The 22677-nt window shown below is 56.3% G+C and carries 21 protein-coding genes and 3 tRNA genes; 19 read left to right on the forward strand and 5 right to left on the reverse strand.

Features of this window, described 5'->3' with window-relative positions:
* Positions 1-19: 19 nt before the first annotated feature.
* Entirely contained in the window at positions 20-286 is a 267-nt protein-coding gene (locus ACZ1HV_RS27795) for a zinc ribbon domain-containing protein (RefSeq protein WP_472716942.1), read from the reverse strand.
* Positions 287-404: 118 nt separating this feature from the next.
* On the opposite strand from ACZ1HV_RS27795, the gene ACZ1HV_RS27800 reads away from it, so the two are divergent.
* Entirely contained in the window at positions 405-770 is a 366-nt protein-coding gene (locus tag ACZ1HV_RS27800) for a MerR family transcriptional regulator (RefSeq protein WP_472716943.1), read from the forward strand.
* Between the two features lie 51 nt (positions 771-821).
* Here ACZ1HV_RS27800 and ACZ1HV_RS27805 read toward each other — a convergent pair whose 3' ends face one another.
* From ACZ1HV_RS27805 to ACZ1HV_RS27815, 3 genes are all read right to left on the reverse strand, one after another.
* Positions 822-1643 (reverse strand): TrmH family RNA methyltransferase, encoded by an 822-nt coding sequence (locus ACZ1HV_RS27805; RefSeq protein ID WP_472716944.1) that lies wholly within the window; start codon positions 1641-1643, stop codon positions 822-824.
* Positions 1644-1717: 74 nt separating this feature from the next.
* Positions 1718-2221 (reverse strand): PaaI family thioesterase, encoded by a 504-nt coding sequence (locus ACZ1HV_RS27810; RefSeq protein ID WP_298962024.1) that lies wholly within the window; start codon positions 2219-2221, stop codon positions 1718-1720.
* On the reverse strand, positions 2218-2751 hold the full coding sequence (locus ACZ1HV_RS27815; RefSeq protein ID WP_298818194.1) for a MarR family winged helix-turn-helix transcriptional regulator: 534 nt from the start codon (positions 2749-2751) through the stop codon (positions 2218-2220). The genes ACZ1HV_RS27810 and ACZ1HV_RS27815 overlap by 4 nt, the downstream gene beginning before the upstream one ends.
* A 422-nt stretch (positions 2752-3173) precedes the next feature.
* Between ACZ1HV_RS27815 and ACZ1HV_RS27820 the strand changes: the two genes are divergently transcribed.
* The 14 genes from ACZ1HV_RS27820 (at position 3174) to ACZ1HV_RS27885 (ending at position 17457) form a co-directional block, all read left to right on the forward strand.
* Positions 3174-3258: transfer RNA gene (locus tag ACZ1HV_RS27820), tRNA-Tyr, on the forward strand.
* Between the two features lie 22 nt (positions 3259-3280).
* Positions 3281-3353 (forward strand) — tRNA-Gly (locus ACZ1HV_RS27825).
* A gap of 171 nt (positions 3354-3524) precedes the next feature.
* The gene (tuf, locus tag ACZ1HV_RS27830) at positions 3525-4715 is read left to right on the forward strand and encodes an elongation factor Tu (protein ID WP_298961980.1); all 1191 of its coding nucleotides are present in this window, start codon (positions 3525-3527) and stop codon (positions 4713-4715) included.
* A 109-nt stretch (positions 4716-4824) separates the two neighbouring features.
* Positions 4825-4900, forward strand: a tRNA-Trp gene (locus ACZ1HV_RS27835).
* A gap of 104 nt (positions 4901-5004) precedes the next feature.
* Entirely contained in the window at positions 5005-5202 is a 198-nt protein-coding gene (gene secE, locus ACZ1HV_RS27840; RefSeq protein WP_152501358.1) for a preprotein translocase subunit SecE, read from the forward strand.
* 58 nt (positions 5203-5260) lie between these two features.
* Entirely contained in the window at positions 5261-5791 is a 531-nt protein-coding gene (nusG, locus tag ACZ1HV_RS27845; protein WP_298962018.1) for a transcription termination/antitermination protein NusG, read from the forward strand.
* Between the two features lie 29 nt (positions 5792-5820).
* Positions 5821-5958 carry a hypothetical protein gene (locus ACZ1HV_RS27850; RefSeq protein WP_472716945.1) on the forward strand — a complete coding sequence of 46 codons (138 nt, stop codon included), beginning with the start codon at positions 5821-5823 and terminating at the stop codon, positions 5956-5958.
* A gap of 12 nt (positions 5959-5970) precedes the next feature.
* The gene (rplK, locus tag ACZ1HV_RS27855) at positions 5971-6399 is read left to right on the forward strand and encodes a 50S ribosomal protein L11 (protein WP_094071112.1); all 429 of its coding nucleotides are present in this window, start codon (positions 5971-5973) and stop codon (positions 6397-6399) included.
* A 4-nt stretch (positions 6400-6403) separates the two neighbouring features.
* Positions 6404-7102 (forward strand): 50S ribosomal protein L1, encoded by a 699-nt coding sequence (gene rplA, locus ACZ1HV_RS27860; protein ID WP_298962013.1) that lies wholly within the window; start codon positions 6404-6406, stop codon positions 7100-7102.
* A 326-nt stretch (positions 7103-7428) separates the two neighbouring features.
* Entirely contained in the window at positions 7429-7947 is a 519-nt protein-coding gene (gene rplJ, locus ACZ1HV_RS27865) for a 50S ribosomal protein L10 (RefSeq protein WP_298962010.1), read from the forward strand.
* Between the two features lie 58 nt (positions 7948-8005).
* Positions 8006-8386, forward strand: coding sequence for a 50S ribosomal protein L7/L12 (rplL, locus tag ACZ1HV_RS27870; protein WP_152501362.1), 381 nt, complete (start codon positions 8006-8008; stop codon positions 8384-8386).
* Between the two features lie 272 nt (positions 8387-8658).
* On the forward strand, positions 8659-12798 hold the full coding sequence (rpoB, locus tag ACZ1HV_RS27875; RefSeq protein WP_298962003.1) for a DNA-directed RNA polymerase subunit beta: 4140 nt from the start codon (positions 8659-8661) through the stop codon (positions 12796-12798).
* Positions 12799-12887: 89 nt separating this feature from the next.
* Complete coding sequence (gene rpoC, locus ACZ1HV_RS27880; protein WP_298961998.1) at positions 12888-17087, forward strand: DNA-directed RNA polymerase subunit beta'; 4200 nt, start codon at positions 12888-12890, stop codon at positions 17085-17087.
* 76 nt (positions 17088-17163) lie between these two features.
* Entirely contained in the window at positions 17164-17457 is a 294-nt protein-coding gene (locus ACZ1HV_RS27885; RefSeq protein ID WP_298961995.1) for a regulator, read from the forward strand.
* 87 nt (positions 17458-17544) lie between these two features.
* Here the strand turns inward: ACZ1HV_RS27885 and ACZ1HV_RS27890 are convergent, their stop codons facing one another.
* Positions 17545-18444 (reverse strand): LysR family transcriptional regulator, encoded by a 900-nt coding sequence (locus tag ACZ1HV_RS27890; protein WP_472716946.1) that lies wholly within the window; start codon positions 18442-18444, stop codon positions 17545-17547.
* A 109-nt stretch (positions 18445-18553) separates the two neighbouring features.
* Here ACZ1HV_RS27890 and ACZ1HV_RS27895 point away from each other — a divergent pair, with 109 nt between their 5' ends.
* From ACZ1HV_RS27895 to fusA, 4 genes are all read left to right on the forward strand, one after another.
* The gene (locus ACZ1HV_RS27895) at positions 18554-19063 is read left to right on the forward strand and encodes a lactoylglutathione lyase family protein (protein ID WP_472716947.1); all 510 of its coding nucleotides are present in this window, start codon (positions 18554-18556) and stop codon (positions 19061-19063) included.
* Positions 19064-19674: 611 nt separating this feature from the next.
* A complete protein-coding gene (gene rpsL / locus ACZ1HV_RS27900; protein ID WP_006936459.1) occupies positions 19675-20046 on the forward strand; it encodes a 30S ribosomal protein S12 in 372 nt (123 codons plus the stop codon).
* 12 nt (positions 20047-20058) lie between these two features.
* The gene (gene rpsG, locus ACZ1HV_RS27905) at positions 20059-20529 is read left to right on the forward strand and encodes a 30S ribosomal protein S7 (protein WP_006936458.1); all 471 of its coding nucleotides are present in this window, start codon (positions 20059-20061) and stop codon (positions 20527-20529) included.
* A gap of 25 nt (positions 20530-20554) precedes the next feature.
* Positions 20555-22630, forward strand: coding sequence for an elongation factor G (gene fusA / locus ACZ1HV_RS27910; RefSeq protein ID WP_298961983.1), 2076 nt, complete (start codon positions 20555-20557; stop codon positions 22628-22630).
* The last annotated feature ends 47 nt before the right edge of the window (positions 22631-22677 follow it).

Here is a 22677-nt window from a genome sequence, read left to right on the forward strand (position 1 = left end):
GGGAACCAGTCTGCGGACCCTATCTGGCACCGGTATCGGCCCATCGTGCCAGATTTGGAATATGGCGCGTAAACAGCCAGGCGAAGATCGACGGCATACCCTTGGCCTTCAGCTGGGCAATGCAGTGCTCCTGGAATTCCTGCAGGTTCATTTCCGGATGCCTGAAACCGCCGTTGTCATAACATAGCGAGCAGTAAAGAAAACTGCGCGAGCCATCAGCCTCAAGGCCCCCTCCGTTTGGATCCTTGGATAAGGGCATTCCGCAACTCTGACACTTCGCACCCATCCTTTTGCTCCTTGTTTGACTGCCGTATTGCCATTGCCTCGCCAAATCGGTTAAGCAAAACCGTGGAGTTGAGTCAATGGTTTTCCGTTGTTGACGAAGAGAAGTATGAGGCGAGCTGATGCGAATTGGTGAACTTGCCCGACGGGCGGATCTCAGCCGGGATACAATTCGTTTTTACGAAAAGAAGGGCCTCATTCGATCTGTGCCGAGTGCAGGCGCCAGCAACGACTATCGTGACTATTCAGAGGAAACGCTGTTCACGCTTGAGTTGATTACAGAGGCTCAGGCCGCCGGGTTTACAATCGCCGATCTCAGAACCTTTTTCAGACAGCTTGAAAATGCCCATGAAGAAGACTTTGAAGGCGAGGTGTTTTTGCAGCAGAAGATCGAGGATGTGGAGGAGACCATACGACGAAGCCGGCGTTTTCTGAAAACGCTGAAAGAGGCGAAAGCTGCTCTCGTGTCAGCATCGAACCAGGATTAGCTGGTGGTCGGTCAGACGCATTTCTGATCGGCCAGCACCAATACCTGTGACCTAGAGCCCCATTTTCATGCGTGCGACGTAGAGCGACAGCACGGCTGCATTGGAGACGTTCAGGGAGCGGATTTCACCCGGCATATCGAGACGTGCCGTCAGGCCACAGGCTTCTCGCACGCCCTGGCGCACGCCTTTGCCCTCTGACCCCAGAACCAGAACTGTCTTGTCGGTGAAGGGCGTCTCTTCCAGGCTTGCCGGACCGTCGCTGTCCAGAGCGACGCAGGAAAAACCCTCGTCCTGCATTTCCGCAACGAAGCGGGCCATGTTCTTCACCCTGACATGTTTGATCATGTCCAGCGCACCGGATGCGGATTTGGCAAGAACGGAACCCTCTTCAGGGGCGTGGCGTTCCGTTGTGACGACGGCATCGGCGTCAAGTGCAACGGCTGATCTCAAGATCGCGCCGACATTGTGCGGGTCGGTGACCTGATCGAGCGCCAGGATCAGCCGCGCACCTCTTAGGTGCTCCGCGCCATATGCGGGCAGGGGGTCGGCTTCCAGAATCATACCCTGATGAACCGCATCCCTGGTGACCATGCGATCGAGTGCGCGTGGCATCATGTTTTCCACCGGCACGTCGATCGTGACGCCGCGCTCTTCCAGACGGCGCTGTGCATTTTCCGTCGCAAAAAGCTTCAGCCGCTTGCGGTCCTTGTTGGCAAAGGCCGCTTCCACCGTGTGGAGGCCATAGAGCAGTACAGGACCTTCCGGCGGCAGGCCCGGGCGGCGCGGGGCAGGTTTGCCTGCCCCCTTCCTGAAAGGTCCGCCGGGCTTGCCTCTGCCCGATTTGAAGCGCGATGATTTGGTGTTTTCCGTCATAGCGCAGCTCTAGCGCCAAATAGTCCAAAGGGAAAGAGGTGGCTTCCGTCTCTTCAACAGACCGGATGCCGGTGTCAGGATGGTTTCATGATCATGCAACTGACCGTGCCATGGGCGATCAGTTTGCCATTTGCATCGCGAAGGTCACCTTCGGAGGTGGCAAGCCGTGAACCGCGATGCACGATCCGGCCTTCGCATGTGACCTTGCCGCTGTTGGCCTGGAGTGGACGCACCATGTTCACGTTGAGCGAAGTGGTCGTATAAAACTCGCCGGGCTGCAGCGTTGTGTGAACCGCGCAGGAAAGGGCTGTGTCAATCAGAGTGGAAATCCAGCCCCCGTGAACGGTGCCAAGCGGGTTGAGGAACTCTTTGGCAGGTTGGCCGGTGAAAACAGCGCGCCCTTCTGAGAATTCCTTCATGCGGATATTGGAATGTACCATGATTGGCGGTGCGGGAAGGTCACCGGCCATCATCCGCTCAAAAATGTCGAGACCGGTCATCTCGTGAAAAGCCTTCTTGGGCAGGGCGCCAAGCTCATGGGTTTTGCCGTTTTCTGTAAATGACTCAGAGTTGTTCATGTCTGTCGTCCTGATTTTGAAGAAATTGTTTGAGCGCTCTGCCCAGCACGGTTCGGCCTCTCCGTGCCTATTTCGCCGGAGAGAATGTGCACTGCCTTGCGCAGCGCGGACATGTGGCTGCGCACGGCTTGTGCACCGTCAGGGCCCAGAAGGTCGCTGATCTCGGTTTGCGCCCTAGACCAGGTTTGATGGATTTCAATCACCTTGTTCTTGCCCGCCGACGTCAGGACCGGCAACACACGGCGTCCACCCTGGTCCTGCCTTGTGATCAGGCCCGCGGTTTCCAGCGGTTTCAGGTTTCTGGCAAGTGTGGAGCGGTCAATGCCGAGAAATCTTGCGATTTCCGATGCGGATGTGGCGGAACCCTCGGCAATCGCCGCCAGCAACTGAGCCTGGGTGAGTTCCAAACCGAGTGCCGCCAAGTGCCGATTATAATGCCGGGTCAGCAGATTTGCGGTGCGCCTTGCTGCGTGGCCGAAGCACATCCGGCCCATATGCATCAGGTCTATGTCGTCAAGCGGATCAGTCATTTGTTGTAGCTACAACAAATCGTTTGTGCGCCGCAACTCCTATTTTGATCACCTGGCGTCTATCAGAGGTGCTTTGAAATCGTTGAAGCCCTACTTTGCTGCCATATACGCCCCACTGCCTGACGCTCCGCAGTTGTCCACAGGGGGAGAGCCTGCAAGAGCGCAAGAGCGTGAAAACCAAAGGCAAATCGTGACAAAATGGCCAAGCTGAGGCACACTTTTTGGATAGGTGGCTAGGCCGATGGACTGCGCGTGAGGCAACTGTTTCGCGCGTCATCCGGATTTTGTTCATTTCTTTGCAAAATCGGCGTTGACAGGGCAGGTCCTCATCTGCATAACACGCGCCACGGGATTGCTCGCCCCTTCGGGCGGGCTCTCCGGTCAAGCCATCCTGATCGCTTCGGCGTGAAGCAGGACGAGATGGAGGAGTGCCCGAGTGGCTAAAGGGGACGGACTGTAAATCCGTTGGCTATGCCTACGTTGGTTCGAATCCAACCTCCTCCACCATCGTTTCTGTTTCTCTCGTTGTGCGGGTGTAGCTCAATGGTAGAGCAGCAGCCTTCCAAGCTGACGACGAGGGTTCGATCCCTTCACCCGCTCCATCATGGGTGCTGATCGGAGTGTCCGGGACGGAAGGCTCTTTCGCCCGGAAATCCTGACAGAAAAGTTCTACGGGAAGTAGTTCGTCGCACGCGGATCTGTCCAAGGCGCCGGAATGCGGCCCGACTCGAGCCTTTATCGATGAACCGAGTATTGGACAGAGAGCGACGCCGATGGCGAAGGAAAAATTTGAGCGCAACAAGCCGCACGTTAACATTGGCACGATTGGCCATGTTGACCACGGCAAGACGACGCTGACCGCTGCGATCACCATGACGCTTGCAGAAGCAGGTGGCGCAGAAGCAAAAGCTTATGACGAGATTGACGGTGCCCCTGAAGAAAAGGCGCGCGGTATTACGATCTCCACGGCTCACGTTGAGTATGAGACGGAAGCCCGTCACTACGCTCACGTTGACTGCCCTGGTCACGCCGACTACGTGAAGAACATGATCACCGGCGCTGCTCAGATGGACGGCGGGATCCTGGTTGTGTCTTCCGCAGACGGCCCGATGCCGCAGACCCGTGAGCACATCCTGCTTGCGCGTCAGGTTGGCGTTCCGGCTCTTGTTGTTTTCATGAACAAGGTTGACCAGGTCGACGACGAAGAGCTTCTTGAGCTTGTCGAGATGGAAATCCGTGAGCTTCTGTCTTCCTACGAGTTCCCGGGCGACGACATTCCGATCGTCAAGGGTTCTGCTCTTGCAGCTGTTGAGAACCGTGATGCGGCGATTGGCCGTGATGCGATCCGCGAGCTGATGAACCAGGTTGACGAATACATCCCGACGCCTGAGCGTCCGAAGGATCAGCCGTTCCTGATGCCGATCGAAGACGTGTTCTCGATCTCCGGCCGCGGTACTGTTGTGACCGGTCGTGTTGAGCGCGGTGTGATCAATGTGGGTGAAGAAGTCGAGATTGTCGGCATCAAGGACACCACCAAGACCACGGTTACCGGCGTTGAAATGTTCCGCAAGCTGCTGGACAGCGGTGAAGCAGGCGACAACATCGGTGCTTTGATCCGCGGTGTTGCCCGTGAAGACGTTGAGCGTGGCCAGGTTCTTTGCAAGCCGGGTTCAGTTACCCCGCACACGAAGTTCAAGGCAGAAGCCTACATCCTGACGAAGGAAGAGGGTGGCCGTCATACGCCGTTCTTCACCAACTACCGTCCCCAGTTCTACTTCCGTACGACTGATGTGACCGGTGTTGTTTCCCTTCCTGAAGGCACTGAAATGGTTATGCCTGGCGACAACGTTTCCGTTGACGTTGAGCTGATCGTGCCGATCGCCATGGAAGAAGGCCTGCGCTTCGCGATCCGCGAAGGTGGCCGTACCGTCGGCGCCGGCGTCGTCGCATCAATTACTGAATAAGATGAAATTGAACCGCCGGGCTTGTGCCCGGCGGTTTGCCCTCTTAAGTGTTGCTGTGAGCGGCCTCAGAGGGTATCAGGAGCGGGGATCGCGCAGGCGGTTCCCATGAAGGGGTATAGCTCAGCTGGTAGAGCGACGGTCTCCAAAACCGTAGGTCGCGGGTTCGAACCCTGCTGCCCCTGCCAATTTGCTCTTGATTAATCGGCCTCGAGGGCTTAAACAGTTTCCTCGAGTGAGGCGCGCGGAGACTTTCCGCGCGCCCACTCGTATTTAACAGACCGGAATCGGAATGGCGAAGACCAATCCCTTTAAATTTATCCAGGAAGTGCGCGCCGAGACCTCCAAGGTGACTTGGCCGACGCGTCGCGAGACAGCTGTGACCACTGCCATGGTGTTTGTCATGGTGATGATCGCTTCGATCTTCTTCCTCATCGCGGACCAGCTGATGAGCCTGGGGATCGGCTTTTTGCTGGGTGTCGGCGGCTAATTGAGTAAGACCGGCCGTCCGGTTTGCAGACAAGAACAAGAAACGGAACTGAAGAACCATGGCCAAGCGCTGGTACATTGTGCACGCCTATTCCAATTTCGAGAAGAAGGTCGCCGATTCCATTCGCGAGAAGGCCGAACAGAAAGGTCTCACCGATCTGTTTGAAGAAATTCTCGTTCCGATGGAAAAGGTCGTGGAAGTGCGCCGTGGCCGCAAGGTCGACGCTGAGCGCAAATTCTTCCCGGGCTATGTTCTGGTGAAGATGGACATGACCAACGAGGCTTTCCATCTCATCAAGGATACGCCGAAAGTCACCGGTTTTCTGGGTGCGGATCAAAAGCCTATGCCGATCCCGGAGAAAGAGGCTTTGCGCATTATCAATCAGGTGCAGGAGGGCGTTGATCGTCCCAAGCCCTCTGTCAGCTTTGAAGTTGGCGAGCAGGTGCGTGTTTCCGATGGCCCGTTTGCATCCTTCTCCGGCTTGGTCGAAGAAGTCGATGACGAGCGTGCGCGTCTGAAGGTTGCAGTTTCCATCTTTGGCCGCGCTACGCCTGTGGAACTTGAATTCAGTCAGGTCGACAAGCTCTGACTGTCTGCTCTCCCGACGGGAGGGCGCGTGTGCCCGGTAAAGGTGATCTTGAAGATGACCGGACCGGGATGAATGCGGTGGAAGGTTCCGTTGCTCTTCGCCGGGCGACGACAAAGTGCCGGACCACCAACTCCCAAGCAGCCGGATTGCCGTTCGGCTGCAGATGACTGGAGAGACAAATGGCGAAGAAAATTGAAGGTTTCCTGAAGCTTCAGGTGCCGGCAGGTTCCGCTACCCCGTCGCCGCCCATTGGGCCGGCTCTCGGTCAGCGTGGCCTGAACATCATGGAATTCTGCAAGGCGTTCAACGCGCAGACGCAGGATGTTGAAAAAGGCGCTCCGTGCCCGACCGTGATCACATATTACTCTGACAAGTCCTTCACGTTCGAAGTCAAGACCGCTCCGGTCAGCTTCTTCCTGAAGAAGGCTGCCAAGCTGCAGAAGGGTTCCCAGACCCCAGGTCGCGGCACTGTCGGTTCCGTCACCCGCGATCAGGTCAAGGAAATCGCTGAAGCCAAGATGAAGGACCTGAACGCCAACGACGTCGACGCAGCAATGCTGATGGTTGAAGGCTCCGCCCGTTCCATGGGCCTTGAGGTAAAGGGGTAAGATCATGGCGAAGGTTGGAAAGCGTACCAAAGCAGCGCGTGAAGGCATTGACCGGAACAAGCTCTATTCGCTCGACGAGGCTGTGAGCCTGGTCAAGGGCCGTTCCAAGACCAAGTTCGACGAAACCGTCGAAGTTGCGATCAATCTCGGTGTTGATCCGCGCCACGCAGACCAGATGGTCCGCGGCGTGTGTATTCTGCCGAACGGCACGGGTAAAAACGTCAAGGTTGCCGTCTTTGCACGTGGCGACAAGGCGGATGAAGCCAAGGCCGCAGGTGCCGACATTGTTGGTGCTGAAGAACTGGTTCAGGAAGTTCAGGGCGGCAAGATCGATTTCGATCGCTGCATCGCGACACCTGACATGATGCCGCTCGTCGGTCGTCTCGGCAAGGTGCTTGGCCCGCGCGGTCTGATGCCGAACCCGAAAGTCGGCACTGTAACGCCAGACGTAACCGCAGCTGTCAACGACGCCAAGGGTGGCGCAGTTCAGTTCCGCGTTGAAAAGGCCGGTATCGTACATGCCGGTGTTGGCAAAGTGTCCTTCTCCGAAGAGGCAATCTCGCAGAACGTCAAGGCTCTGCTGGATGCTGTTCAGAAGGCCAAGCCGGCCGGTGCAAAAGGATCCTATCTGAAGCGCATTGCGGTGTCCTCCACCATGGGCCCCGGCGTGAAAGTGGATCTTGCCAGCTTTGCTGGTGAATAATCCGGGGTTTCCGGATTGACGAAGAGATTTCGGTCACAAGGCCGAATAGATCCGGCGGTCCGCCGCCGGATTGCCCTGTCCGAGACTGCAGGTGCCGGAAAACCGGCTTAAGCAATTTGGCCTGCATAGATGGGTGAGAACCAAATTCCCCGCCGATCCGGCGGAAACTTGGTTCGAACCAGACCTTGCCGCGCGTTGTCATGGCGCACAGGTGAGGGGACAGGACCCTGAGCGCCGTTTGACTAGACGGTCCCGGGTTCGGGACCATCAAGCCGGGCGGCAAAGGTAAACCGGTGGCGAAACGCGCCACCAAATGGAGAAGGCAAGTGGAAAGAGCGGAAAAGCACGAGTTCGTGACATCTCTCAACGATGAGCTGGCAGACACCGGCGTCGTTGTTGTCGCGCACTATGCAGGTCTTTCGGTTGCCCAGATGACCGCATTGCGGGCGTCTGTGCGTGCAGCCGGCGGCTCTGTCAAAGTCGCAAAAAACCGCCTTGTGAAACTCGCCCTCAAAGGCACGGACCTTGAGCACATCTCCGACCTGTTTCAGGGCCCTACCGTTCTCGTTTATTCCGAGGACCCGGTAGCCGCACCGAAAGCAGCCGTCGATTTCGCCAAGGCAAACGATAAGTTTGCAATTCTTGGCGGTGCTCTTGGCACGACCAACCTGAACCCGGAAGGGGTCAAATCACTGGCAACCATGCCGTCGCTCGATGAGCTGCGCGCGAAACTGGTTGGCATGATCCAGACACCTGCATCCCGGATCGCCCAGGTTGTTAACGCACCGGCCGGGCAGCTTGCCCGCGTCTTCAATGCGTATGCCACGAAGGACGAGGCCGCATAAGGCGACCAACACACTGTCTCATGAAACCAACACTGGTTCGAATTTAAGGTACTGAAAAATGGCTGATCTTGAAAAGCTCGTTGAAGAACTGTCCACACTGACCGTCATGGAAGCTGCTGAACTTTCCAAGCTTCTGGAAGAAAAGTGGGGCGTTTCTGCTGCTGCTCCGGTTGCAGTTGCTGCTGCTGCCGGTGGTGCTGCTGATGCAGGTGCTGCTGCTGAAGAGAAAACCGAATTTGACGTTGTTCTGGCTTCTGCCGGCGACAAGAAAATCAACGTCATCAAAGAAGTCCGTGCCATCACCGGCCTGGGTCTGAAGGAAGCTAAGGAACTCGTTGAGTCCGCTCCGAAGGCTGTCAAGGAAGGCGTTGCCAAGGACGAAGCTGAAGAGCTGAAGAAAAAGCTGGAAGAAGCTGGCGCTTCTGTCGAGCTGAAGTAATAAAGGCTATTGCCTTTCGCGGTTCCGGGTTTTCCCGGAACCGTTTCTTGCCCCGGCGGGTCTAACCCGGTTCCGGGGCGAACGTCCCACTAGGGCCTGCTGTGTTCAAATGAGCGTGGCAAAGCTCTAGACCCCTACGACTGATCGGCTTGTCTGGCTTGAGGCAAGTGGATCTCAAAAGGGGCGACGGTTTTCCGAAGCGCCCGGGCAGCTGCCCGATTGGATAAGGGGCGTTTCGGGAAGCCGTTACCCGGTCCATATGAGGAGCGACAATGACCCAAACGTTCAACGGTCGCAAAAAGGTCCGTAAATACTTCGGATCGATCCGCGATGTCGCGGCTATGCCCAATCTCATCGAGGTTCAAAAAGCGTCTTATGACCAGTTCCTGCAGGTCGACGAGATGCCTGGCGGTGGCCGCAAGATTGAAGGCCTTGAAGCGGTCTTCCAGTCCGTATTTCCAATCTCCGATTTTGCCGGCACCTCACTGCTGGAATTTGTTTCCTTCGAGTTTGAAGCTCCCAAATACGACGTTGACGAATGCCGTCAGCGCGACATGACCTTCGCAGCACCGCTGAAGGTTACCCTGCGCCTCATCGTATTCGACGTTGATGAAGACACCGGTGCAAAGTCAGTCAAAGACATCAAGGAACAGGATGTCTACATGGGCGATATGCCGTTCATGACAGACAACGGCACCTTTATCGTCAACGGCACAGAACGTGTGATCGTGTCCCAGATGCACCGGTCTCCGGGCGTCTTCTTCGATCACGACAAAGGCAAGACCCATTCCTCCGGCAAGTTGCTGTTTGCTGCGCGCGTGATCCCTTATCGCGGTTCCTGGCTCGACATCGAGTTCGATGCCAAGGACATTGTCCATGCGCGTATCGACCGCCGCCGCAAGATCCCGGTCACCTCGCTGCTGATGGCGCTCGGCCTTGACGGCGAAGAGATCCTGAACACCTTTTACAATCGGGTCGATTACACCCGTCAGAAGGATGGTTCCTGGCGTATGCCTTTTGACGGTAACCGTCTGAAAGGCACCAAGGCATCTTATGACCTGATCGACGCAGATAGCGGCGAAGTGGTTGTCGAAGGCGGCCGCAAGATCACTGCCCGCACGATCCGTCAGCTTGCTGAAAAGGGTGTCACCGCACTTAAGGTGACTGACGAAGATCTGCACGCTCAGTATCTTGCCGAAGACATTGTCGATGGCCAGTCCGGCGAGATCTACGCCGAAGCCGGCGACGAAATCACCGGCAAGTTGCTGGAAGAACTCGTGGAGCGCGGCTACCACGAGCTGACGATGCTCGACATCGACCACGTCAACACCGGCCCTTATATCCGCAACACATTGGCAGTCGACAAGAACGAGTCCCGCGAGGATGCGCTGTTCGACATCTACCGTGTGATGCGTCCGGGTGAACCGCCCACCATCGACACCGCAGAAGCGATGTTCCAATCGCTCTTCTTCGATGATGAGCGCTACGATCTGTCCGCAGTCGGCCGTGTGAAGATGAACATGCGTCTTGACGTGGAGTGCGAAGACACGGTTCGGGTTCTGCGCAAGGAAGACATTCTGGAAGTTATCCGCGTGCTTCTGGAGCTGCGTGACGGCAAGGGTGATATCGACGATATCGACAACCTTGGAAACCGTCGTGTCCGCTCCGTTGGCGAGCTGATGGAAAACCAGTACCGTGTCGGTCTTCTGCGCATGGAGCGTGCCATCAAGGAGCGCATGAGCTCAGTCGAAATCGACACAGTCATGCCGCAGGACCTGATCAACGCGAAACCAGCCGCCGCTGCTGTACGTGAATTCTTCGGCTCTTCGCAGCTTTCGCAGTTCATGGACCAGACCAATCCGCTGTCGGAAGTCACCCACAAGCGCCGTTTGTCGGCACTTGGACCGGGCGGCCTGACCCGTGAGCGTGCCGGCTTCGAAGTCCGTGACGTTCACCCGACGCACTACGGACGTATCTGCCCGATCGAAACGCCGGAAGGCCCGAACATCGGTCTGATCAACTCGTTGGCGACCTTCGCACGCGTCAACAAGTACGGCTTCATCGAAAGCCCGTACCGTAAAGTGAAAGACGGTATCGTTTCCAACGACGTTGTCTATCTGTCGGCCATGGAAGAAGCCAAGCACTACGTGGCACAGTCCAATGCCGTGATGGACGACGAAGGCCGTTTCATTGAAGAGCTGATCACCTGCCGTCACGCCGGTGAAAACATGATGGTTCCGTCCGACAAGGTCGACCTCATGGACGTCTCGCCCAAGCAGCTGGTCTCCGTGGCCGCGGCGCTGATCCCGTTCCTTGAGAACGATGACGCCAACCGTGCTCTTATGGGCTCGAACATGCAGCGTCAGGCCGTGCCGCTTGTACGGGCGGAAGCCCCGTTTGTCGGTACCGGCATGGAGCCGATTGTGGCCCGGGATTCCGGCGCTGCCATCGGCGCGCGCCGTGCAGGTGTCGTCGACCAGGTCGACGCAACGCGTATCGTTATCCGGGCAACCGAAGACCTCGATCCTGGTAAATCCGGTGTCGACATCTACCGGCTGCAGAAGTTCCAGCGTTCCAATCAGAACACCTGCATCAACCAGCGTCCGCTGGTCCGTGTCGGTGATCGGGTGCACAAGAGTGACATCATCGCTGACGGTCCTTCGACAGACCTCGGTGATCTGGCGCTCGGCCGGAACGTGCTTGTCGCGTTCATGCCCTGGAACGGCTACAACTTCGAGGATTCCATTCTTCTTTCCGAGCGCATCGTTTCCGACGATGTTTTCACCTCCATCCACCTCGAGGAATTCGAAGTGATGGCGCGTGACACCAAGCTTGGGCCGGAAGAAATCACGCGCGATATCCCGAATGTTTCGGAAGAGGCGCTCAAGAACCTCGATGAGGCTGGCATCGTTTATATCGGCGCCGAGCTGAACCCTGGTGACATCCTCGTCGGCAAGATCACACCGAAGGGCGAAAGCCCGATGACGCCGGAAGAAAAGCTTCTGCGCGCCATCTTCGGTGAAAAGGCTTCGGACGTTCGCGATACTTCTCTTCGTCTGCCGCCGGGCGTGTCCGGTACGGTCGTCGAAGTTCGTGTTTTCAATCGCCACGGCGTTGAAAAAGACGAACGAGCGATGGCGATCGAGCGTGAAGAAATCGAACGTCTCGCGAAGGACCGTGACGACGAACAGGCTATTCTCGACCGTAACGTCTATGGCCGTTTGGCAGAAATGCTGATGGACAAGTCCGCTGTTGCCGGACCGAAAGGCTTCCGGAAGGACGGCGTTCTGACTGGGGATGTTCTCAACGACTTCCCGCGTTCGCAGTGGTGGCAGTTCGCCACTGACGACGAGAAGTTCATGTCGGAGATCGAAGCACTGCGTGGTCAGTATGACGACAGCCGCAAGCGTCTCGAGCAGCGTTTCATCGACAAGGTCGAGAAACTGCAGCGTGGTGACGAACTGCCGCCAGGCGTCATGAAGATGGTCAAAGTCTTCGTTGCCGTTAAGCGCAAGCTTCAGCCGGGTGACAAAATGGCCGGCCGTCACGGCAACAAGGGCGTGGTCTCCAAGATCAACCCGTGTGAAGACATGCCGTTCCTGGAAGACGGTACGCATGTCGACATCGTGTTGAACCCGCTTGGCGTGCCGTCGCGCATGAACGTCGGTCAGATTCTGGAAACCCACATGGGCTGGGCCTGCCGTGGTATGGGTCTCCGCATCGGCGAGATGTACGATGAGTACCGCAAGACTGGTGAGATCGAGAACCTGCGTGGCAAGGTGATCGAGATCTATGGCGACAACCTCAAGGGCGATGACGTCAAGGAATTCGATGACGATGGCATCGTGCGCCTTGCGAATCAGCTTAAGAAGGGTGTTCCGATTGCGACGCCGGTCTTTGATGGTGCACGTGAGCCGGATGTTGTCGATGCGTTGAACATAGCGGGCTACAAGCAGTCCGGTCAGTCAACCCTTTATGACGGCCGTACCGGAGAAGAGTTCGATCGTCAGGTTACCGTGGGCTACATCTACATGTTGAAGCTCCATCACCTGGTCGACGACAAGATCCACGCCCGTTCGATTGGTCCATACTCGCTCGTTACCCAGCAGCCGTTGGGTGGTAAGGCGCAGTTTGGTGGCCAGCGCTTCGGGGAAATGGAGGTCTGGGCGCTTGAAGCTTATGGTGCGGCCTACACGCTGCAGGAAATGCTCACCGTCAAGTCGGATGACGTGGCCGGCCGGACGAAGGTCTACGAGGCCATCGTACGCGGCGACGACACATTCGAGGCGGGTATTCCAGAAAGCTTCAACGTGCTTGTGAAGGAAATGCGGTCCCTGGGTCTCAACGTTGAACTTCAGCGTAACGATGTACCTGCGATCGCCGAGGACGAAGCTGCGGACGCCGCAGAGTAACCCCGGCAACGGACCCCAATTGACTCATGCCGGTGACGGGGAGAGGCGAGTGACCCTCTACCCTGGCCGTGCATCGAAGGAGACGGACCATGAATCATGAGGTCATGAACCTGTTCAACCAGCAGGCTCCCACACAGACCTTTGACAATATCCGGATTTCGCTCGCGAGCCCGGAAAAGATCTTGTCTTGGTCCTTCGGCGAAATCAAAAAGCCGGAGACGATCAACTACCGTACGTTCAAGCCTGAACGCGACGGTTTGTTCTGCGCACGTATTTTTGGCCCGATCAAGGACTACGAATGTCTTTGCGGCAAATATAAGCGCATGAAATACAAAGGCGTTATCTGTGAGAAATGCGGTGTTGAAGTCACCCTTTCCCGCGTTCGCCGTGAGCGTATGGGCCACATTGAGCTTGCAGCGCCGGTTGCTCATATCTGGTTCCTGAAGTCCCTGCCGAGCCGCATCGGTCTTCTGCTTGATATGACGTTGAAGGATCTGGAACGTGTTCTCTATTTTGAGAACTATGTCGTTCTGGAGCCGGGCCTGACGCCGCTCAAGCAGCATCAGCTTCTGTCTGAAGAAGACTTCATCGCCGCTCAGGACGAGTATGGCGAAGACGCATTCACAGCGATGATCGGCGCAGAAGCGATCCGTGAGATCCTGATGAGCATGGATCTGGAGCGCGAGAGCGAGAAGCTTCGCCAGGAAATCGCGGAAGCGACAACTGAACTGAAGCCGAAGAAGCTGGCCAAACGGTTGAAGGTCATTGAAGCATTCATGGAATCGGGCAACCGTCCCGAGTGGATGATCATGACCGTTGTTCCGGTGATCCCGCCGGATCTGCGCCCGCTGGTACCGCTGGATGGCGGCCGGTTCGCGACTTCGGATCTCAACGATCTGTATCGCCGGGTGATCAACCGTAACAATCGTCTGCGCCGCCTGATGGAATTGCGTGCACCGGATATCATCATCCGGAACGAAAAGCGCATGCTGCAGGAATCTGTAGACGCCCTGTTCGACAACGGTCGTCGTGGCCGTGTGATCACCGGTGCCAACAAGCGTCCCTTGAAGTCGCTGTCCGACATGCTGAAAGGCAAGCAGGGCCGCTTCCGTCAAAACCTGCTTGGTAAGCGCGTTGACTATTCCGGCCGTTCGGTCATCACCGTTGGTCCGGAACTGAAGCTGCATCAATGTGGCTTGCCGAAGAAGATGGCGCTTGAGCTGTTCAAGCCGTTCATCTATTCGCGCCTCGATGCAAAAGGCTTCTCCTCGACGGTCAAGCAAGCCAAGAAACTGGTTGAGAAGGAGCGCCCGGAAGTCTGGGACATCCTCGACGAGGTCATTCGTGAGCACCCGGTTCTCCTGAACCGCGCGCCGACGCTGCACCGACTTGGTATCCAGGCCTTCGAACCAACGCTGATTGAAGGCAAGGCGATCCAGCTGCACCCGCTTGTCTGTTCCGCGTTCAATGCCGACTTCGATGGCGATCAGATGGCCGTTCACGTGCCGTTGTCGCTCGAAGCTCAGCTGGAAGCACGGACGCTGATGATGTCTACGAACAACATTCTGCACCCGGCAAACGGTGGCCCGATCATCGTGCCGTCCCAGGATATTGTTCTGGGTCTCTACTATCTGTCGATCATGGCAGAAGGTGAGCCGGGCGAGGGCATGGCCTTCGGCGACATCGGCGAAATCCATCATGCGCTGGCCAACAACGTCATCACGTTGCATTCCAAGATCAAGGGCCGTTTCAAGTCCATTGATGAGGATGGCAATCCGACGTCGGGAATCTTTGAAACGACACCTGGCCGGATGCTTGTTGCGGAATTGCTGCCAAAGCACCACGAAGTGCCGTTCGATGCCTGTAACAAGCTGATGACGAAGAAAGACATCTCCAAGATGATCGACACGGTTTACCGTGCTTGCGGTCAGAAGGAGACGGTTATCTTCTGTGACCGCATCATGGAGCTTGGCTTCAAAAACGCATGTAATGCGGGCATTTCGTTTGGCATGGACGACATGGTCATCCCGGACACCAAGCAGAAGCTGGTGGCCGAGACGTCATCGCTCGCGACCGAGTATGAGCAGCAGTACAATGACGGCCTGATCACTCAGGGCGAGAAGTACAACAAGGTTGTTGATGCCTGGGCGAAGTGTACCGACAAGATTGCTGATGAAATGATGGCCCGTATTAAGGCCGTTCAGATCGATGAGGAATCTGGTCGCCAGGAACCAATGAACTCGGTTTACATGATGTCGCACTCCGGTGCACGTGGCTCACCCCAGCAGATGAAACAGCTGGCCGGCATGCGTGGCCTTATGGCCAAGCCGGACGGGTCCATCATCGAGAACCCGATCATTTCGAACTTCAAGGAAGGTTTGTCGGTTCTGGAGTACTTCAACTCCACCCACGGTGCCCGTAAGGGTCTCGCCGACACGGCCTTGAAGACTGCGAACTCCGGTTACCTGACACGTCGTCTCGTGGATGTTGCCCAGGATTCCATTATTCTTGAACAGGATTGTGGTTCTGAACGTGGCATCACCGTTGCGCCGATCGTGGATGCCGGCAACGTCATCGCTTCTCTTGGCATGCGTGTTCTTGGCCGTACGACGGCAGAAGACGTCGTCAACAGCCAGACAGGTGAAGTTCTGGTGGCAAAGGGCGCGCTGATCGACGAAAAAGACGTTGAAGCAATCGAGGCTGCCAAGGTGCAGCAGGTGAAGATCCGCTCGGTTTTGACCTGTGAAACCGAAACAGGCGTTTGCGCGACCTGTTACGGACGTGACCTGGCACGTGGTACTCCGGTGAACATGGGTGAGGCTGTTGGCGTTATCGCTGCGCAGTCCATCGGTGAGCCTGGCACTCAGCTGACCATGCGTACCTTCCACATCGGTGGGACCGCACAGGTCGTTGACAGCTCGTTCATCGAATCCAATGTCGACGGCACGATCAAGATCCGGAACCGTTCGGTCAACCGGGACTCTGAAGGCAACTTGATTGCCATGGTTCGTAACATGTCCATCGTTGTTATCGACAGCGACGACAACGAACGGGCCGTGCATCGTGTGGCTTACGGTTCCAAACTTCATGTCGATGATGGCGACAAGGTCAAGCGCGGTCAGCGGATTGCCGAATGGGATCCGTACACCCGTCCGATGCTTGCCGAAGTTGACGGCGTCGTTGATGTTGAAGATCTGGTTGACGGTGCTTCCATTCAGGAAACCGCTGACGAGGCAACCGGTATCACCAAGCGTATCGTCATTGACTGGCGTTCGTCTCAGCGTGGCGCCGACCTGAAGCCTGCGATCGTGATCAAGGACGACAAGGGTGCGGTTTCCAAAACCGACCGCGGTTCCGATGCGCGGTTGATGCTTTCGGTGGATGCGGTTCTGTCCGTTCAGCCGGGTGCAACCGTCAAGGCTGGTGACGTTCTGGCTCGTATTCCGCTGGAAAGCGCGAAGACCAAGGACATTACCGGTGGTCTGCCGCGTGTTGCGGAATTGTTCGAGGCTCGCCGTCCGAAGGATCACGCTATCATCGCTGAGATCGATGGCACGATCCGTTTCGGTCGCGACTACAAGAACAAGCGCCGCATCATCATCGAGCCGGCTGAAGAGGGTGTTGATCCGGTCGAATACCTCATTCCGAAAGGCAAGCACTTCCATCTGCAGGAAGGCGACGCCATTGAAAAGGGTGAGTACATTCTGGACGGCAACCCGGCGCCGCACGACATTCTGGCCGTCAAGGGCGTGGAAGCACTTGCTGCATACCTCGTCAATGAGATCCAGGAAGTCTACCGGTTGCAGGGTGTGACGATCAACGACAAGCACATCGAAGTTATTGTTCGTCAGATGCTTCAGAAGATCGAGATCACCGATGCAGGTGATACCGAATTCTTCTCTGGTGAGCAGGTTGACAAGCTCGACTTCGAGGAAGCGAACCGCAAGGCAATCGACGAAGCAAGGGAACCTGCAAAAGGGGCCCCGGTGTTGCTCGGCATCACCAAGGCTTCGCTGCAGACACGTTCGTTCTTCTCTGCCGCCTCCTTCCAGGAGACGACCCGCGTCCTTACCGACGCTGCAGTCAACGGCAAGACCGATCCGCTGGTTGGTCTGAAGGAAAACGTGATCGTGGGACGCCTCATACCGGCCGGTACCGGCGGGGTGATGAAGCGTATCCGCAAGATTGCGACACATCGCGACGACCTGATCCAGGAAGCTCAGCGCCAGCAGTCTTCGGACAGCGCAGCAGAAGGCCTCTTGGAAGACATGACCGGGGCGGCCGAATAACCGGAGCTCCCATGACAATTCGAAAGGCCGCCTCCGGGCGGCCTTTCTTGTATCAGGACACAGGTGGAAGCTAGCAATGAATGACAATGAAGTTGAAATGGATCCGGTCGTCTACATCGTCATTGGCCGGGTATGGGAAAATGAAGAAGCGTTGCCGGAGGATGCAATTACCATCCACGCGATGCTCACTGCTCCCGACGATGACGACGCTGTAAGACGAACACTTGAGTCCCTGTCTTCCCAGGGATTTGCGGAAGCTGAGCTGGAGCAGATTGGCGTGATGGACGGCGAGCCGGACGATCCTGTCTATGAAGGCGCTTATCAGGACGCCCTTGCTGGCAATGTCGCGATTGTCACGTTTAACCAATAGAATCCGGAATTGGAGTTTCCGGTCACGCCACCGGGAAGTCTTAAAGACGGGAGCATTCGAATTCTGCCTAGTCTCGATGAAAGCAGTTCAGTCGGGCAATTGAAGTGGCTGGGCAACCTCGCGAACGGCATCTTTGATTCTTTGCATTCGCGCAGGCATCCGGCGATCGGAAAGCTGGGCCAGCCAGAGTTCCTGCAAAATCGGATTTTCCAGTTCGGCAACTGAAAGCCGGTCCCGGAACTCGGATGCTTCGACGCCGCTCCTCGGCAGTATCGTGAATCCCTTGCCTGCAGCAACTGCCAAGGGGATCTGTCCGATCTGGTTGACATACCCGCGAAGTTCGAGGTGGTCGGAGCCGTGAAAGCCGGACTTGAAATTGCGTGAGAGAAGCCGGTCGGCATAATCGATGCCATCCGGGTGCGCGATGAAGCCCAGGTCCTGCAGTTGTTCGAAGTCGGGCAGGGATGCCGGCAAGCTGCTTGGTACAACAAGACACAGTTCTTCATGCCCGATCTGAACTGCACTCAGACGCGGATTGACCGGTTTGTGGTCCAGTATCGCGATATCGAGCTGTTTTTCGAGAAGGGCAGTGACGAGCTGTCTTTGCGGCGCTGATTCAAGGTGAATGGACAAATCTGGCGCCCTGTTCATTTCCTTGATCAACCGCGGGTAAAGCAGCAGCGCGAAGCTGCCTGAACAACCGATTGCGCATTTGCCTGCATCCTCTCGGTCCAGCGCGATGGTCTCCTGCAAATTTCGTTCTTCCGTTCTGCGGGCAAGGCCCACTTTCAGAACGGCTTCGCCCGCGTCTGTTAGCAGAAAGGATTTGACGGGTCTGGAAACGAGCGGCTGGCCCACCTGTTCTTCCAGTTTCCTGACGTGTTGGGAGACGCCCGGCTGCGTCATATTCAGGCGGGCTGCGGTCTTGGTGAAACTCTGCGTCCTGCAAAGCGTCGTGAATGTTTCAAGCCAGTGCGCGTTCAGCATGCGCGCAGTATCGCATAACAAAACATTATTCGAATAATGAAAAATGATAATTTTTCAAGATGATCTATGAGGCCTACATACGCGGTGGTGAACTTCAAGGAGAACCGTCATGTCCACTTACCCGCGTTCCTTTTCCCATATCGGGTTGTCTGTTCCCGATTTGAACAAGGCAATCACGTTCTATACCAAGGTGATGGGGTTCTATCTCATTATGCCCGCGACCGCGGTCGTTGAAGACAACAGTGCCATCGGGAGGATGTGCACAGACGTCTTGGGAACAGGGTGGAAGAGGCTCAGGATCGCGCACCTGGCAACGTCGGATCGCATCGGAATCGAATTGTTCGAGTTCGAAGGCAATTATGCTCCGGACAACAACCTTGACTACCGTCGGCACGGTGTGTTCCACTTCTGTGTCCAAGATCCCGATGTGGAAAAACTGACGGAGCGGATCGTCGCGGCTGGCGGGAAACAGAGAATGCCCATTCGAGAGTATTTCCCGGGCGAAAAACCCTATCGAATGGTCTATGTCGAAGATCCGTTCGGGAACGTGTTTGAGATCTACAGCCACAGCTATGAACTGACCTATTCGTCTGGTGCCTATCAGGAAGCAGCAACCTGACACAGGCTCGCGCCGCATGAAGGCTCTGATCGGGACTCACTTCTTCAGGATGTCGTTCCGCGACTCGCCTGTGGTCTGTTCCGGTCATCTTGAAGTGTTCCGGCGCGGTTTCCGCGTGATTTGAATGCTGCAGGATGTGTCGAACTCGACTGGCTGGTGAGCTTGGAGAGCACGGCACGCAATTAAATTACAAAAGCAGCAAATCTCCTTTCGCGATCTGACTTCATGTCCCTGAAAACAGACGGAAAATTCAGATTACTGTTTGGTAACCCGCGCGATCGCGGTTTTTTCGACAAAGCACTTGACGCAATGGGTGCATATGAGTAGTTTCCGCGCATCCCAAGGGCAGGCGGTAAGAGTGAACCGTCCAGCGCTAACCAAGGCGCAGGACACAATCCTTTTAAACGCTGCCGGGTTACATAGGCGAATACGCGTCGATTGCATGACCGCAAGGCAACTTGTGGTCCTCTGGTTTTTCGCAGCGCCGGCCGCTCAGTTTTGAGCGCGCTGGTGCAATTCTGCATGGCTAACGGTTTGCGCCGGTTGCCCGCAGGGCCGTGAAAACTGCAATTGCTAAAGAATTTTTGGATGGACAAGGTAAAGGGCAAAGAATGCCGACCATCAACCAGTTGATCCGCAAGCCGCGGAAAGATCCGCCGAAGCGGAACAAGGTGCCGGCCATGGAGGCCTGCCCTCAGAAGCGTGGTGTTTGCACCCGCGTTTACACGACGACGCCGAAGAAGCCGAACTCGGCTCTTCGTAAGGTGGCCAAGATCCGCCTGACCAACGGCTTCGAAGTCATTGGCTACATCCCGGGTGAAGGTCACAACCTTCAAGAGCACTCGGTGGTGATGATCCGTGGCGGCCGTGTGAAGGATTTGCCGGGCGTTCGCTATCACATCATCCGTGGTGTGCTCGATACGCAGGGCGTCAAGGATCGTAAGCAGCGTCGTTCGAAATACGGCGCCAAGCGGCCGAAGTAAGGAGCACATCAGATGTCCCGTCGTCACCGCGCAGAAAAACGCGAAATCAACCCGGATCCGAAATTCGGGGATACCGTCGTCACCAAATTCATGAACTCCATCATGTATGACGGCAAAAAGTCCACTGCAGAACGCATCGTTTACGGCGCGTTTGATGTGGTTGAGAACAAGACCCGTGAGAACCCGATTGAAGTGTTCCATGCTGCTCTTGAGAACGTCATGCCGCAAGTAGAAGTGCGCTCCCGCCGTGTTGGTGGTGCGACCTATCAGGTTCCGGTTGAAGTTCGTACCGACCGCCGCCAGGCACTGGCTATTCGCTGGTTGATCACTGCAGCACGCAACCGCAACGAAACCACGATGGTTGATCGTCTTTCCGGCGAGTTGCTCGATGCTGCAAACAACCGTGGTACCGCAGTTAAGAAGCGTGAAGACACGCACCGGATGGCTGATGCCAACCGCGCGTTCTCGCACTATCGCTGGTAATTTGTGACTTCGAAGGGCTGACGCTATGTCGCGCACGCATAAAATCGAGGACTACCGCAACTTCGGCATCATGGCTCACATCGATGCCGGAAAGACCACGACTACTGAGCGGATCCTCTACTACACAGGTAAGAGCCATAAGATCGGCGAAGTTCATGATGGTGCTGCCACCATGGACTGGATGGAGCAGGAGCAGGAGCGTGGCATCACGATCACGTCCGCTGCAACCACTGCATTCTGGAACGAAAAGCGCCTGAACATCATCGACACCCCAGGGCACGTCGACTTCACCATTGAAGTTGAGCGTTCCTTGCGTGTTCTTGACGGTGCTGTCGCCCTTCTTGATGCAAATGCAGGCGTCGAGCCGCAAACCGAGACTGTCTGGCGTCAGGCTGACAAGTACAACGTTCCGCGGATGATCTTCGTCAACAAGATGGACAAGCTCGGTGCTGATTTCGACCGCTGTGTCGAAATGATCAAAAAGCGCCTCGGATGCACGCCGCTTGTGATGCAGCTCCCGGTTGGTGCTGAAAGCGAATTCGCGGGTGTTATCGATCTTCTTGAGATGAAGGCACTCATCTGGCAGTCCGAAAACCTCGGCGCTGCATGGGATGTTGTCGACATTCCGGCGGACCTGGCTGACCGCGCCCAAGAGGCACGCGATGCTCTGGTTGAGACCGTTGTCGAAATCGAAGAAGAAGCCATGGAAGCTTATCTGGAAGGTGAAGAGCCCTCCATCGATAAGATCAAAGAGCTTATTCGCAAAGGCACGATCAGCAACGAATTCGTTCCGGTATTCTGCGGTTCAGCGTTCAAGAACAAAGGCGTTCAGCCGCTTCTCGATGCCGTTGTCGATTTTCTCCCGAGCCCGGTGGAAGTACCTGCCATTAAAGGTGTCGATCCGAAAAACGAGGAAGAAGTCGAGCGCAAGTCTTCCGACGAAGAGCCGCTTGGTCTGCTGGCGTTCAAGATTGCAAACGATCCGTTTGTCGGTTCCTTGACTTTCTGCCGCATCTACTCCGGCGTTCTGAACAAGGGCGTTTCACTGCTTAACACGGTGAAGGACAAGCGCGAGCGCGTCGGCCGTATGATGCAGATGCACTCCAATTCCCGTGACGACATCGATGTAGCTTATGCAGGCGACATCGTGGCGATTGCAGGCTTGAAGGACACCACGACAGGCGACACACTTTGTGATCCGCTGAAGCCGGTGATCCTGGAACGCATGGAATTTCCCGAGCCGGTCATCGAGATCGCAGTTGAGCCAAAAACCAAAGGCGACCAGGAGAAAATGGGCCTTGCCCTGAACCGCCTGGCAGCTGAAGACCCGTCCTTCCGCGTCAAGACTGACGAAGAATCCGGTCAGACAATCATCGCCGGCATGGGCGAATTGCACCTGGACATCATCGTTGATCGCATGAAGCGCGAATTCAAGGTTGAGGCCAACATCGGTGCACCTCAGGTTGCTTACCGTGAAACCATCACCAAACAGGCTGACGTGGATTACACCCACAAGAAACAGTCCGGTGGTTCAGGCCAGTTCGCTCGCATCAAGCTCACCATTGAGCCGTCCGAGCCGAATGAAGGTTATGTCTTCGAGAGCTCCGTTGTCGGCGGTAACGTTCCCAAGGAATACATCCCGGGTGTTACCAAAGGTATTGAGAGCGTGATGTCTTCCGGTCCGCTGGCAGGCTTCCCGATGCTCGACATCAAGGCAACCCTCACCGATGGTGCATACCACGACGTTGACTCCTCTGTACTCGCTTTCGAAATCGCCGGCCGTGCCGGTTTCCGCGAAGCGATCCAGAAGGCCGGCCCGAAACTGCTCGAGCCGATCATGAAAGTCGAGGTTGTCACCCCGGAAGACTACATGGGTGATGTGATTGGTGACCTGAACTCCCGCCGCGGTCAGATCGCGGGTACGGAGAACCGGGGCGTTGTCACGGTCATCACCGCAATGGTTCCGCTGGCCAACATGTTTGGCTACGTGAACAACTTGCGTTCCATGTCTCAAGGCCGCGCTCAATACTCGATGGTGTTCGATCACTACGAGCAGGTGCCGCAGGCTGTCGCCGAAGAGGTTCAGGCGAAATACGCCTGATCCCAGCCTCTTAACGTCAAGAAGAAATAGAGAAACGGAGTAATCCG

This window comes from Roseibium sp. JB4-4, assembly GCF_055693425.1.